The 14,107-nt window shown below is 62.9% G+C and carries 13 protein-coding genes; all 13 read right to left on the bottom strand.

The window, feature by feature from the left end:
- Positions 1 to 19: 19 nt before the first annotated feature.
- The 13 genes from IF809_RS26310 to IF809_RS26250 are packed head-to-tail and all read right to left on the bottom strand — an operon-like array spanning position 20 to position 14,013.
- Entirely contained in the window at positions 20 to 319 is a 300-nt protein-coding gene (locus IF809_RS26310; protein WP_453979314.1) for a cytochrome C oxidase subunit IV family protein, read from the bottom strand.
- Positions 316 to 960, bottom strand: a complete 645-nt coding sequence (locus tag IF809_RS26305) for a cytochrome c oxidase subunit 3 (protein ID WP_462838968.1) — start codon at positions 958 to 960, stop codon at positions 316 to 318. Before IF809_RS26305 ends, IF809_RS26310 begins: the two co-directional genes overlap by 4 nt.
- Positions 960 to 2,630, bottom strand: a complete 1,671-nt coding sequence (locus tag IF809_RS26300; protein ID WP_453979312.1) for a cytochrome c oxidase subunit I — start codon at positions 2,628 to 2,630, stop codon at positions 960 to 962. The genes IF809_RS26305 and IF809_RS26300 overlap by 1 nt, the downstream gene beginning before the upstream one ends.
- Positions 2,623 to 3,564, bottom strand: coding sequence for a cytochrome c oxidase subunit II (coxB, locus tag IF809_RS26295; RefSeq protein WP_462838967.1), 942 nt, complete (start codon positions 3,562 to 3,564; stop codon positions 2,623 to 2,625). The genes IF809_RS26300 and coxB overlap by 8 nt, the downstream gene beginning before the upstream one ends.
- Positions 3,561 to 4,334 carry an SCO family protein gene (locus IF809_RS26290; RefSeq protein ID WP_128965744.1) on the bottom strand — a complete coding sequence of 258 codons (774 nt, stop codon included), beginning with the start codon at positions 4,332 to 4,334 and terminating at the stop codon, positions 3,561 to 3,563. The genes coxB and IF809_RS26290 overlap by 4 nt, the downstream gene beginning before the upstream one ends.
- Positions 4,331 to 4,735, bottom strand: a complete 405-nt coding sequence (locus tag IF809_RS26285) for a hypothetical protein (protein ID WP_128965745.1) — start codon at positions 4,733 to 4,735, stop codon at positions 4,331 to 4,333. Before IF809_RS26285 ends, IF809_RS26290 begins: the two co-directional genes overlap by 4 nt.
- Entirely contained in the window at positions 4,725 to 5,795 is a 1,071-nt protein-coding gene (locus tag IF809_RS26280) for a hypothetical protein (protein WP_462838966.1), read from the bottom strand. The genes IF809_RS26285 and IF809_RS26280 overlap by 11 nt, the downstream gene beginning before the upstream one ends.
- Entirely contained in the window at positions 5,792 to 6,322 is a 531-nt protein-coding gene (locus IF809_RS26275) for a c-type cytochrome (RefSeq protein WP_462838965.1), read from the bottom strand. Before IF809_RS26275 ends, IF809_RS26280 begins: the two co-directional genes overlap by 4 nt.
- Positions 6,319 to 6,837 (bottom strand): DUF3341 domain-containing protein, encoded by a 519-nt coding sequence (locus tag IF809_RS26270; RefSeq protein WP_128965746.1) that lies wholly within the window; start codon positions 6,835 to 6,837, stop codon positions 6,319 to 6,321. The genes IF809_RS26275 and IF809_RS26270 overlap by 4 nt, the downstream gene beginning before the upstream one ends.
- Positions 6,834 to 8,201, bottom strand: a complete 1,368-nt coding sequence (gene nrfD / locus IF809_RS26265) for an NrfD/PsrC family molybdoenzyme membrane anchor subunit (protein ID WP_462838964.1) — start codon at positions 8,199 to 8,201, stop codon at positions 6,834 to 6,836. Before nrfD ends, IF809_RS26270 begins: the two co-directional genes overlap by 4 nt.
- Positions 8,198 to 11,050: a 4Fe-4S dicluster domain-containing protein gene (locus IF809_RS26260; protein ID WP_462838963.1), complete on the bottom strand. Its 2,853-nt coding sequence runs from the start codon at positions 11,048 to 11,050 to the stop codon at positions 8,198 to 8,200. The genes nrfD and IF809_RS26260 overlap by 4 nt, the downstream gene beginning before the upstream one ends.
- Positions 11,038 to 11,691 carry a cytochrome c3 family protein gene (locus tag IF809_RS26255; protein WP_462838962.1) on the bottom strand — a complete coding sequence of 218 codons (654 nt, stop codon included), beginning with the start codon at positions 11,689 to 11,691 and terminating at the stop codon, positions 11,038 to 11,040. Before IF809_RS26255 ends, IF809_RS26260 begins: the two co-directional genes overlap by 13 nt.
- A 27-nt stretch (positions 11,692 to 11,718) precedes the next feature.
- Positions 11,719 to 14,013 (bottom strand): FdhF/YdeP family oxidoreductase, encoded by a 2,295-nt coding sequence (locus IF809_RS26250; RefSeq protein ID WP_462838961.1) that lies wholly within the window; start codon positions 14,011 to 14,013, stop codon positions 11,719 to 11,721.
- Positions 14,014 to 14,107: the final 94 nt, after the last annotated feature.

The following is a 14,107-nucleotide window of genomic DNA, read 5'->3' as shown; positions in this document are numbered from 1 at the left end:
GATTGGAGTCGTCGGCGGCCTAAGGCCGTGCGAGGACGTCAGCGAAGGTCAGTGCGAACATTGCGATCAGGAAAACAAGCCCTGAAATTGCTGCGACCCGGATCAGCGGCTTCGCTGAGGCGAGCTCCATGAAGAGCAAGACCACGAGGGTCGATTTTGCCGCAGCAATGATGATGCCGCTGGCTGTCGTTACTCGCCCCATAGGAATGTAGGCCGCAAAGAGGCTGAGCAGGAGAAGCGCTAGAAGCGCGGCCCAAATCAGAAGATTCTTCGCCATCAGACGGCGGACAGCACCGCTCGATTCAGTTCGTTCGCTCATGATGCGCGGCCCGGCAGATAAATCAGCGGGTACAGGAAGATCCAGACGATATCGACCAAGTGCCAGTACAAAGCGGTGACCTCGATCTCCGGATTGTCATGCAAGGGCAGCTCGCGCCGGAGCAGCACCCACACAAGGCGGCCAACCAGCGCGATGCCGATCGACAGGTGGATCGCGTGAACGGACGTGACCAACCAGTAGAAGCCGTAGAAAAGCTGGGCGCCCGCTTGCGGCAAGGCGAATCCGGCGCCCGGCACGAGGTGCTTGTCGATGTCCTCCCTATATTCGAAGCCCTTGGTGACGATGAAGGCGATGCCGAGCAGCGCCGTGGCGATGAGGCCGGCAAGGACGAGCCGCCGCAGCCGTACCGGCGCTTCGGCGGCCTGCGCGGCGATTGCCATGGTCAGGCTGCTGGTCAGCAGCACCGCGGTATTGATGGTGCCGTACCAGATATTGGTTTCGCGCCCGGCGGCGGCGAACGCCTCGGGATGCTCGATCCGGCAAACCGTATAGGTCAGCATCAAGGCCCCGAAGAACAGCGTCTCGCTGGCCAGGAAGACCCAGATGCCGAACTTGCCGGCCTCGCGCTGCCGGCCGAAATCGAACCAGGGTTCTCTCAGCAGTGCACTTTCGTCACTCATCAGATCTCTCTCGCATTTTGCATCTCGGGAGGGGCGGTCCCGGCCGACATGCCTTCCGCGTGGTAGTCGTAGGGTCCCCGATCGACGCGCGGCTGCCGGTCGAAGTTCTTCGGCGGGGGCGGCGACGACGTGGTCCACTCGAGGCCCGTCGCGCCCCAAGGGTTCTTGGCGGCCTTGCCGCCGTAGAACAGGGACCAGGTGAAATAGCCGAGCGGCAGCAGATACGCGACTGCGAGTACCGCTGCGCCGGCCGACGACATCACATTGTAGATCTGGAATTCCGCCGGATAGGTGTGATAGCGCCGGGGCATGCCCAGATAGCCCGCGACGAATTGCGGCAGAAACGTCATGTTGAAACCGGCATACATCAGGATAGCGGCGAATTTCGCCCAGCTCTCCGGGTAGAGCTTGCCAGTAACCTTGGGCCACCAGAAGTGCAGGCCGGCGAAAAAGGCGGAGACGGAGCCGCCCACCATGATGTAATGGAAGTGAGCGACGACGAAGTAAGTGTCGGTGACGTGGATGTCCACCGGGATCGAGGCGAGGAACAGGCCGGACAACCCGCCGGTCGTGAACAGTCCGACGAAGCCGAGCGCATACAGCATCGGGGATTCGAAGCTGATCTGCCCGCGGTACAGCGAGGCGGTCCAGTTGAATACCTTGATCGCCGAAGGCACCGCGATGATGAAGGACAGAAACGAGAACACCAGGCTGGCCAGCGCCGACTGTCCGGAGACGAACATATGGTGGCCCCAGACGAAGAAGCCGATACCGGCGATCGCCAGCATGGCGTAGACCATGAAGTCGTATCCGAAGATCCGCCGTCGCGCGAAGCAGGGGATGATCTCGGACACCACGCCCATCGCGGGCAGCACCATGATGTAGACGGCCGGGTGCGAGTAGAACCAGAACAGGTGCTGGAACAGGATCGGATCGCCGCCACGTGCTGGATCGAAGATCGGCAGGCCGAACACGCGCTCCGTGATCACGAGCAGCAGCGAGATCGCGAGCACCGGGGTTGCGAGTACCATGATCAGCGACGTCGCGTAGATGCTCCAGACGAACAGCGGCAGCCGGAACCAGGTCATGCCGGGAGCGCGGAGCATGTGGGTGGTCGCGATGAAGTTCACGCCCGTTGCGATGCTGGCAAAGCCGACGACGAACACGCCGGCCGCCGCCGCGAAAACATGAGTGTTGGAGAACATCGTCGAGTAAGGCGTGTAGAACGTCCAGCCGGTGTCGACGCCGCCGGCGACGAGGGCGTACACGGTGAATGCGCCGGCTGCGATGGTCAAATACCAGCTGAATAGATTGAGGCGTGGAAAGGCGACATCCGGCGCCCCGATCATCAGCGGCAGCAGGAAATTGCCGAACGTATTGGGGATCGACGGCACCAGGAAGAACCAGACCATGATGATCCCATGGAACGAGAATAGCTTGTTGTAGGTGTCCGAGTTCATCAGCCATCCATTGGGCTGGAACAGTTCGAGCCGCACGGCCGTGATCGCGGCACCACCCAGAAAGAAGAAGACCGTGATGGTCACCGCGTAGAGGATGGCGATGCGCTTGTGGTCGGTGGTGACGAGCCAAGACCTGACCGTGGCGCCGTGGCGCAGATAGTCCGGACGCGGCGGCAGAGGCAGCTCTCCGGCGAGCAGGGCGTCAGTCATGTGGCGTCTCCTCCCTGAGCGAACGGATATAGGCGGTCAGGCTCTGGATCTCGCCATCGTCCAGCAGCCCCTTGAAGCTCGGCATGATCGGTTCGAAGCCCGCGACGATGCCGCGCTTCGGCTGCAGGATGGAATCGCGGATATAGGCATCGTCTGCTGTGACTGTGCGCCCATCCGCCAGTTGCACCGCGCGGCCATAAAGGCCCGCGAGGCGCGGTGCGTGGATGCTCGACGAGACGGCATGGCAGCCCGAGCATCCCTGCGCCACGAACAGCTTGGCGCCCTCATGCGCGAGGTCGTCGCCTTCGGGTTGCCGGGTTAACCACTGGGCATAGTCGTCCTGGCGCATGACCACGATCGTGCCTCGCATCATCGAGTGATTGGTGCCGCAATATTCGGCGCACAGCAGCGGAAAAGCGCCGGTCTTGCTGGCCTGAAACCAGATGTCTGTGTCGCGGCCGGGCAGCACGTCCTTCTTGACCCGGAACGCAGGCACGAAGAAGGAATGGATCACGTCCTGCGAGCTCATCAGCAGATGGACCGGCCGATCCAGTGGCACATGCAGGGCGTTGATCTCACGAGCACCGTTCGGATGCTGCGTTTTCCACATCCACTGCTTCGCGACGACGTGGATCTCCAGCGCGCCCGGGGGTACCGTCAGGCTGCTGAGATCGGCGGAAGACGCCCACCAGAACAGGAAGGCGAAGGTGAGCAGCGTCGCGACGGTCCAGCCAATCTCGAATTCGCGGCTGAGGAATTCCGGCATCGGGCCGCGCTTGGCAGGCGATCCGCGCCGGTAGCGAACGGCGAATAGCAGGATCAGCCCGAACACCAGCACCACAGTGGCACCGGACAGCACCATCAGTAGCTCAAAGATGTGATCCACCGTGACGGCGTGGGTGCTGGCCTCCGGCAGAGTGAACAGCGAGTTCATGCCGAAGCTCCGCGACGCCTGCTTCGCATCAACATGAGCCCAATCAGTCCCGCCATGACGACGACCGTCCCGGCTCCGAAGATCTGAAGGACGGTCGTGATCCTGCTTGTATAGATGCCGTGCACCGCGTCGAAGCCGTAGCAAAGCAGCGCGATGCGTCCGGCAAGTCCGCCGTTGCGACCATTGCCGGCCTCCAGCAATGCAAGGCGCAGATCGCCGGGCTGGAGCGCCAGACTAGACAGCGCCCGGACGAGCCGCCCGTCCGGCGCGAGCGTGACGAACGCTGCCGGATGCGCGATGGCGTCGTCGTCGCCGTCGACCTCGGTATGATAGCCGATGGCGTCGAGCAGCGCGGCGATGGTCTCGCGCGATCCGGTCAGGACCGCTGTTCCCGCGTCCCCAATCTGCCCCTGTGTGAAGCGGCGTGCGTCATCGATGCCGTCGCGCGGGTCGATGCCGACAATGACGAGGCTGTAATCCCGTCCCGGTGTGAGGCCGGTCTGACGCAAGGCTGAGCTTGCGATGGTCAGTGCCGGCCCGCAGATCTGCTGACAGGTGAAGTCCGCCGGGATCAGCAAGGTCGGACGTCCATTGATCGCCTCGCGCACGGATACCTGCCGGCCGTCGAGATCGGTGAACGTCAGGGAGAGCGGCACGTGCGCACCGGCGAGAGGGTCAAAGCCGACACGCCTGATCTGCTGCTCGGTCAAGCCGGCCCGTGCAAGGGAGGGCCACAGCGCAAGCATCAGGAGGAGGATGGCCCGCTTCATGGAGAGCCTCCGCTTGGAGCGGGAGTGGCCGCGGGCGGAGCCAGAATGGGATCATAGGCGTGTGCGCCGCGTTGCGCGACGAGCCGCATCGCCTCCACGATCGGGATGCGCGCGATGTCATGGTCGCGATCGATCCAGGCATAGCCGGAGAGCCGGGCTTGCTGCGCGGTGGTGAGCCGCGCGAGGTCGACTTCAGGCGATGTCTGCAGCTCCGGCGAGGGGAACTGGCGTTTCACGCGCGGGCTGAAGGAGTCTGGCGCCTGTGAATGCATGAAGAGCAACAGTCCGGCGATGGCTGCGGCGACGAACAGCAGGAAGCCGCCGACGACTGCGAGCACGGCGCGGTTATCGATGTCCGCGGGTTGCGGACGCGCCCGGTTGCCCATTTCCTCAGCCGGCATGGTGCGCCTCCGCGGAGGCAATGCCCCTGCCGAAGAGTACGGACGCAACGCTCAGGCAGACGAGCGAGCAAAGTCCGGTGAGCGCAACAGCAGAGGGCCGGACGAAGGCGGGGACGATCAACCACGCAAAATGCAGGCTGGTCCCGAGCAGCAGCAGAACACCGACCGCGCGCAACCCCGCGCGGCTGCGGCGCACGCGAGTGAGCAGGAGCATTGCGAAGGGCAAAACGGCTCCGAGCGCAAAGGTCGCAATCAGCAAGCCGGTCCAGGCTTCCGAGGCGCGCCTGAGGAACCACGCGGCCTTGTGAGGCAGATCCCCATACCAGGCGACGACGAACGTCATGTATTCGAGATAGACGACGCCCAGCAACGTTGCCATCAAGACCATGCCGATATCGCCCCACGCGTCGCCCGCGACGTCCGAGGTGCCGAACACTGCTGCGACGCCCAGCGCCGCCAACAATTGTTGTATGGTAATCATGGACGCGAACGCGGTGGATACGTAATGGGGTTCGACCGAAAGGAACCAGTCGACCGCGACCATGCTGATCGTGAGACCGAAGAAGGCAAGGCCGAGCGCGGCCAGCAGCCGCCCGCCGAGACCCGACGCAAAGATCACAGCAAGCGCAGACCATCCGGCGAGGGCGACGGCCGCGCGCAGGATGAATGACGTCTGGCCCAGATACCAGACTGCGACATCCGGCTTGATCTGGCCGGGATCCGCAGCCCAGGGATAGATGGATGGCAGGCCGGCGAGGACCGGGAGGCAGGCGATGGCGACGAGCGGCATCATGGCGGCCAGCGCACGCAGTGTCGGTCCGGCGACGACGCCCCAACGTCCGCCGGTCAGGCGGTGGATGAGCAGCAATGTCATGCTTCCGATGGGGGCGCAGCTCCATATCGCGAACGCGACAAGCCAGCCTCGCAGCAGGGCTGGATAGGGACCCAGGCGTCCGGCAGCCAGTACCAGCGCGGCCGCGAGTGTCAGCAGGGAAACACCGACCGCAACGCCTGGCCTGCCGAATGCACCAAGGGTTTGGTGGCGCAGCGTGGCAATCATGGCAGCTTGCTCCTCAGCTGCGGCACGTCCGCCATGTCGGTGTGCTGCGATTGCTGGAGCGCGCGGATATAAGCGACGATGGCCCAACGGTCGCGCGGCTCGACCCGGGCCGCATAGGAATACATCGCGCCGTAGCCGTTGGTGATCACGTCGAAGAAGTGCCGTGCGTCGGCCGCACGAAGCCGGGCGGAATGGTAGGAGGGCGGGGCGGGAAAGCCGCGCTGCACGATCATGCCGTCGCCATGCCCGGAGAGCCCATGACAGGGGGAGCAGTAGATGTCGTAACGCTCCTGGCCGCGCGACAGCAGCGCCATGTCGACGCCCGGCGGCGTCGACACCTGCTGCGTGCGCTCCAGATCACCCTGCGCGACGGTGCCTGTCGGCGGGGATTGGGCCTCGGTGCCGTCCCTGAACAGTGCGGCCTTCGAGAACGTGCCGTAGCGATTCTGCTGGGACATGGAATGATCGCCGCAGCCTCCGAGCGCGGCTGATAGCATCATCAAACATGCCAGCCGCCGCAGGGTCATGGCTCGCGAAGCTCCGTGACGGCAACGGCTCCTGCCTCGGTGAGCACCGTCCGCAAATCGGCTGTGTTGTCTCCCGACGCCGTCAGCAGAAAATAGCGATCCTGCGTGGCGCGCTCGAAGCCCGGAATGTCGAACAAGGCGTCGTGCAGCCGCGGCAGGCGGCACGACCGAAAAAAAGCGATCACGCCGCTGAGCGCAGCGGCAAAAATGCCGATTTCGAAGGGGACCAGCAGGAACACCTGCCAGGAATTGAGCGGCCGTCCGCCGCTGTCGATCGGATAGTCGATCACCGCGCTGTACCATTGCAATGCGAACGCGAAGGCCGCCGTCGTGAGCCCGCCGACCAGCATCGCGACACGAATCCGCGAACGGTCCAGCCCGAGATGGTCAGCCAGGTCCTCGATCGGATAGGGCGTGAAGGCCTCGAGGGCCGCATGCCCGGCGCCTCTCACGCGCTGCAGCGCCGCCTTCAGCGTTTCGCCATCCATGAACTCCGCCAGCAGCTTCTCTGTCATGCGGCTTGCTCCTCATGGGCGAGTTGGCGCATGTCGAACATGGAGACGCTCGGCACCAGCCTCATGAACAGCAGGAACAAAAACGCGAAGAAACCGAGCGGCGCGACCAGGAAGCTCCAGTCCCAGAAGGTGAAGTGGAAGCTGCGCCAGAGCGAGGGCATGTAGCCGTGTGAGAGCGTGTTCCAGACGATCAGAATGCGCTCGAGCCACATGCCGATGTTGATCGCGACGGCGACCGGTATCAGCACCAGCAGCGAACGTCGCGCGAACGGCCACCACAGGATCTGCGGGATGAGGCAGTTGCAGGCCAGCAAGGCCCAGTACAGTGGCGCGTATGTGCCGGTGAATTCGAAGCGCACTGCCTCCCGCTCGGCGTGCTCGCCGCCATACCAGCCCATGAACCATTCGGTGGCATAGGAGTAGAACATGACGATGGACGCCATCAACAGGATGCGGGCCATTGCGTCGAAATGGCGCGGCGTGATGATGGCCTGGAGGCTAAGACCCCACCGGATCGCGGCCGCGAGCACCACGACCATGGCGAAACCCGAATACATCGCGCCGACGACGAAGTAGGGCGGGAAGATGCTCTCCTGCCAGCCGGGCATGAGGCTGGCCGCGAAGTCGAGACCAACGATGGAATGCACGGAGCAGACGAGTGGGACGCCCAAGGCAGCCATCGTCGTATGCAGCGTTTCCAGGCGAGACCATTCCCGCGCCGAGCCGCGCCATCCGACTGCAAAAGCGCCGTAGAGCAGCTGGCCGGCCCGATGGGGCGTGCGGTCACGCATGGTGGCGAGGTCAGGGATGAGACTGACGTACCAGAACAACAGCGAGAACAGCAGGTAGCTGATGATGGCCCAGAAGTCCCATACAAGGGCGCTGCGCCATTGCGGCCAGAGTGCCATGGTGTTCGGATAGGGCGCGAGCCAGTACGCGTAGATCGGCCGTCCGAGGTGGATGATCGGCATCAGCCCCGCGATCGCGACGGCGAACAGCGTCATGGCTTCCGCGAAGCGGTTGATCGAGGCGCGCCATCTCTGCCGCGTCAGCAGCAACATCGCCGAAATCAGAGTGCCTGCATTACCGATGCCGATCCACCAGACGTAGTTCGCAATCGCGACACCCCATACGATGGTCGAGTTGATGCCCCAGATGCCGATGCCCTGATAGAAAAGCCAGATGATTGCTCCGAGCAGCCAGAGCACGAAGGGGAAGGTGATGAGGAGCGCGAACCACCAGCTTCTGCCGAAACCGGTGAAGAGCGGATCCGCGATCGCTTGCGTGATGGCGACGTCACCTGCGCGCTCGGACGAGATCCAACGGTGTGCCGGAGGGTCCCGGGCCACGAGAACCTTACTCATGTCCGTTCCTCCGCGTCCGGCCCGGCCGGGTTGCGAACATCGGCCAGGTAGGTCGTCCGAGGGCGCGTGCCGAGATGGCCTAACAGGGCATAGTGGCGCGGATCGGCCTTGCGCGTGTTGACCTCCGCTTCAGGCTGGTTCATGTCCCCGAAACTGATGGCGCGAGTGGGGCAGGCATTCTGACATGCGGTCCGGACTTCATCGGGATCTATCGCACGGTTCTCGCGTTCCGCGGCCCGCCTGGCTCCGCTGATTCTTTGAACACAATAGGTGCATTTCTCCATCACCCCGCGCGCGCGAACGGTCACTTCCGGGTTCTTCTGTCCGCGATAGGAATCCGCGCCGAGGTTGCCGTATTCCTCGCCATCCGCGTAGCCGAAGAAATTGAACCGCCGCACCTTGTACGGGCAGTTCGCCTCGCAGAAGCGGGTCCCGATGCAGCGATTGTAGACCTGAGCATTCAGGCCTTCATGATCGTGGACGGACGCTGCAACCGGGCAGACCGGCTCGCACGGCGCATGCTCGCAATGCATGCAGGGGACCGGTTGAAAGCCGAGCTGCGGGTCGTCGGTGGCGCCGTGATCGTAAACGTCGACACGCATCCAGTGCATGTCCCGTCCCATTGCGACCTGCTCCGGTCCCACGACGGGAACGTTGTTCTCGGCCTGACAAGATACCACGCAGGCGTTGCAACCAATGCAAACCGACGTATCGATCACCATGGCCCAGGCATGCCCGTCGTCGGTCTTCGGGGGGGGAGGCATCAAGCTAGGTTGGTCGGGGGGCGTCGTCGAGGGCAGCGCGCGGCCAAGTTGATACGACCGATATAATTGGCGGACGTCTTCTGGCGTTCGGACGATGTTCTGGGTCGTCAGTATCGGTTCTCGACGTCCCGTCCGCGTGATCGAAACCTGCGCAAGGCGCCAGGGGTTGTCCGAGGTTCGGAGAGCATAAGCATTGGCGCCGACGCCATTGCCGATTGCGCCGGCTTTTTGCCGGCCTCCGCCAAACGTAAGCGCACAGACCCCAATCGCCGATCCCGGTTCTATCAGGACGGGGACTTCGATCGACCGGCCCCCCGCGCCGATCGACACAAGGTCGCCGGATTGGATGCCAAGCCGCCTTGCATCGTTCGGATGCAAAGCCAGCGCATTGCCCCAGACTTGTTTGCTCAGCGGTTTCGGACATTCCTGCAGCCAGGCGTTGTTGGCAAACGAGCCGTCCCACATGCAAGGGTCGGGACGAAGAACCAGGCTTAGACCGTTCTTCTTCTCCTGAGCTTCGGCGCCCGTACTCGAGGGGGAGACCGATACAGCAGGTTTCACGGCAGGAGCGCCGGTTCCCGGAATGACGCCCTCTTGCAGCACGCGTTGCCACCACGCCTCGAAATCTTCCGGAGCCGCATCGCGCCAAGTCTGTCGAACCAGCTCATAGGAGCTCGCGTCCTGTTCACCGGCCATCCAGGCCAGAACCTCGTGAATGCCGAAGCTGCTGTACAGGGGCTTGATCAAAGGTTGGACGATGCTCGCTGTCCCGTCGCTGGCCCGCAAATCTGACCACGCCTCGAGTTGATGATTCTGCGGCACGTGCCAAGTCGCGAGAGCCGCGGTCTCGTCGACATACTCTCCCATATGCAGCCGAAACTGCGCCTTCTGCGCTCTCGCCTCGAATTGCAAATCGACCGGCGCGTCATAAACGGGGTTGGCGCCGATGATAAAAAGCTGACGCACGCGCCCGCCTTCGAGATCATCGGCGAGCTGTTGGAGCGTTCCGGCCCGCCTGCCCGAGGGAGTGTGATCGATCGGATCGATGAGCCGAACGGGTGCATTCAGCTGGGCGTTTATCCAGTGCGCAATTGCGTGGACTTCCTTCGACATCCCAGGCCCTGCGACGACGAGCGCTTCGCTCTTGTGAGCATTCAAGTCCAGCAAGATCTTTCGAAGTAGCAGGCGCTCACGCTCAGGAAGCTCGGGCGCGCCAAGGGGCGCGCCGAGTTTCCGTGCCAGGCTTGCGGCGAACTGCTCGATTGCTTCAGGGCGGAGAGCAAGGCGTTCGTCTGCCTTGGCTCCGGTCAACGAGAGCGCACTTTCGAGGCAATAGAGGCGGGAGAAGGCGTTGGCGTCGTTGCGGCGCATTGCGAAGCCGCGGCCAATTCGTATCTGGTCGGGCCCGTGCCCCAGGGGATCGGCATCGAGGGCGACGATCATCCGTGCTTGCGCGAAATCGGCCAAGCTACAAACGGCCTGACCAAAAGCGAGTTGCGCACCCTGACGCGCGTTCTCGTCGTCGGTCGGATCGTAGGCGTGCCAAGCCGCGGTCGGGAACGCCTGAAGCAGACCATCGATTTGGCGTAGAAGAGTGGGCGAGGTGGTGCGGCAGGTCAACAGGCGCAGGCCATCCCCTTGACGACTGCGGGCCTCGGTCAGCTCTGCGGTAAGCACTCCAAGGAGCGCTTCGCGCGACGCTATGGCGCCCTTGTGCAGAATGGTACGCGAGCGGTCTGGATCATAGAGCGAGAGAACGGCGGCTTCGGCGAAAACATCGGTGGCTCCTAGGCTGCCCGGATGACGCGGGTTGCCTTCCACCTTGATCGGCCGGCCGTCTACCGAGGTCACGATCACGCCGCGGCCGATGCCGGCCAACCCCAGTGTCGTCGCGAACTTCAGCGCTTCGCCGGGAACGATCCGTTCCGGCATCCTGACATAGGGCAGGATTTGCTCGTCCGGTTTGCTGCAGGCCGCGAGGCCACTTGCCATGCCGGTCGCGAGCAGGCCGAGTGCCTGACGGCGGTTGAGCTTGCTGCGCCGAAACGGGTCGGGGCGCGTCGGCAATTCTTTCAGCGGTGGCATATGGTGCAATCCGTCAGATGACCGGTCTTGATGTGGTAAGTTGCGGCGAGCTTGGACCCCGCCTCGCTCTGGTTCTTCGGCGCTTGCCAGTTCCGATCGAAAACCGCCTCGGGAGGACGCAAGTGAGGCTCAGGGTTGCGATGGCAGTCGAGGCACCATTGCATCGTAAGAGGAGCTGCTTGCCGCATCAGCCGCATCTGTCCGACGTCGCCATGACAGGTGGTGCATCCCACTCCTTTTGCGACGTGGACCGAATGATCAAAATAGACATAGTCGGGAAGCCGGTTGACGCGCGTCCAAGCCATCGGCTTGTTACCGGCAAGGCTCTCCCGTACCGGCGCCAGCATCTGCGCATTCGTCCAGATCTGCGAATGACAGGTCATGCAGGTCTCGGTCGGAGGAATGCCGGCAAAGCGCGCCTTCTCCACGGAGGTGTGGCAATAGCGGCAATCGAGGCCGAGCCCGGAAACATGATGCTCGTGGCTGAACGGCACCGGCTGATTCCGGGTGACGTTCTGGTTGGTGACGTAAGGAGACCGCATCACCTCATAGGAGAGCCCAACTGCAAGCACCGGTGCTGCTCCAATAGACGCCATGACCAAGGTCGCAATCGTGTTTGCGCCTGGACGAAAGAGCTGCATTGTTCGCCCCCAACCGCGCTAAGACGCTCACGCGCGAATTCGGACAGGAACTGATTTTGCGGCCGGCGTCTTCGAATGTATGTCGTGGTGCGACAGCGGGATCAGCGGGTTCATTTCCGGATAGTAGGCACCGACGCAGCCGTCCGGCAGTCTGAACGGGGTCACCTTGAGCGGCCCGACCTCCCGCGCCACGCCATCCTCGGCGTCGCTGACCAGGAAGACCATTTGGCCCTCCTGGAGGCCGGCGCGCGCGATATCGTCTGGATTCATCAGCAGCACGTCCCTTGTGCCCTCAATGCCCCTCATCCGATCGCTGTAGCCGTAGATCGTCGTATTGAACTGATCGTTGCTGCGCATGGTCAGCAATCGGTAGCGCCCGGGCGCATCCGGGAAGCCGGTCGAACTGAGCGTCTCGGGGACGGTAAACTCGGCCTTGCCGCTTTCCGTCTTCCAGATCCGTTCGCGGGCCGAATTGCCGCGATAGAAACCGCCGGGCGTGAACATCCGTGCGTTGAAGTCGTGGAATTCGTCTGGATAAGTCTCTGCGATCTCGTTGCGGATCAGATCGTAGTTGCCGACCCATTCATCCCATTTGAGTTTCGGGTTGGGGGCCAGGATCGACTGGGCGAGGCCAGCGACGATCGCGACCTCGGATTTCAGGTGTTCGCTTGCTGGCTTGCGCAGCCCAATCGAGCCCTGGATGCAACTGAAAGTGTCTTCCATGGTCACGGCTTGCTGCCCGCTAGCTTGGATATCCTCCTCCGTCCGGCCGAGGCACGGCAAGAGATAGGCGGCCTTGCCGTGCACGAGATGGCTCCTGTTGAGCTTGGTGGCGATCTGAACCGTCAGCTCCAGCCCGTGCCAAGCCTCTTCCATCTTCGATCGTTCGGGGATGGCGCGCACGAAATTTCCACCCAATCCGACGAAGGCCCTGACCTTGCCGGCGAGAACGCCTTCGCAAGTTTCGACGGTGTTCATGCCCTTCTCGCGCGGCGGCTCGAACCCGAACTGCTTGGCGTACTTGTCGAGAGGGACGAGCTTGGGCTTTTCCGAGATGCCGACCGTGCGCTGACCCTGCACATTCGAATGCCCACGCACCGGCGAGATTCCCGTGCCGTCTCGGCCGATGTTTCCCTTCAGAAGCAGCATGTTGACGAGCATGGCCACGTTTTGGAATCCGTGCACGTGCTGGGTCAGTCCCATGCCATAGATCCCGATCACGCGGTCTGCCTCGACATAGACCTGCGCGGCTCCCTCGATGACCGCTCGGCTGAGGCCAGAGGCGGCTTCGATGTCGCCCCAGGAAATCGCTCGGACCTTGGCTTCGAACTCTTCGAAGCCATGCGTGTGCTGTTCGACGAAGGGAGCATCGATGACACGTTTGCCCTGCTGCTTGGCCGCATCGTCAGCCGCAAACACATGCTTGCAGATTCCGACAATGACGGCGATGTCGCCGCCAACCTTCACCTGGTGGTACTGGCTGCTGATCTGCGTGCTTTTGCCTGTCAGCATCTCCGCCGGGTTCTGCGGATTGATGAAGACCTCAAGGCCCTTTTCGCGCACGGGATTGAAAGTAATAATCTGAACGCCGCGCTTGGCCGCATCCTGGAGTGGATGCAGAAAGCGAGGGCTGTTCGATCCGGTATTCTGCCCAAAGAAGAACATCGCGTCGCAGTTGCTGAGATCGTCGAAGACGACGGTTCCGACGCCGGCGCCAATCAGCTTCTTCAGCGCCACCGACGTGGTTTCGTGGCACATGTTCGAACTGTCGGGCAGGTTGTTGTTGCCATAGACCCGCGCGAACAGGGCATAGAGGTAGGAGGTCTCGAGGCTGGCACGGCCCGACGAATAGAACACGACCGACTTGGGATCGAGCGCCTTGAGCTGCAAACCGATCGCCTGAAAAGCTTCATCCCAGGAGCAGGGCACATATTTATCTGTGGCACTGTCGTAGCGCAGCGGATGGGTCAGTCGACCCTGCTGCTCGAGGTCGTAATCCTTCCAGCAGAGCAACTCTGTCACTGTGTGTTCGGCAAAGAATTCCGGCGTACAACGGCGGGAGGTCAGCTCCCAAAGCGTCGCCTTGGCACCGTTCTCGCAGAATTCGAAGGTGTGGTAGTCGGCCGGCTTTGCCCAGGAGCACGACACACACATGAAGCCTTTCGGCTTGTTTTGCCGACGAAGGGTGTTCAAAGCCGCGGGCGAGTCCCACTCTTTGCCGAAGATGCGCGCTATCCCTTCCAGAGAGCCCCATCCGCCAGCTGGACCGTCGTAGTGAACCGTTTCGGCGTTCTCGTCACCGGCTTCGTTTGGTCGCGCCATGATCCTGCTTCTCTTTGGGAACCCACCCAGCCATGCAGCGCCAACGTATGTTGGTCATGCAGGTTCCTCGGCGCTGCTTCGGAGGCAAATGAGA

Source organism: Bradyrhizobium sp. UFLA06-24, from assembly GCF_054967145.1.
This window is presented reverse-complemented; position numbering and strand designations above follow the sequence as displayed.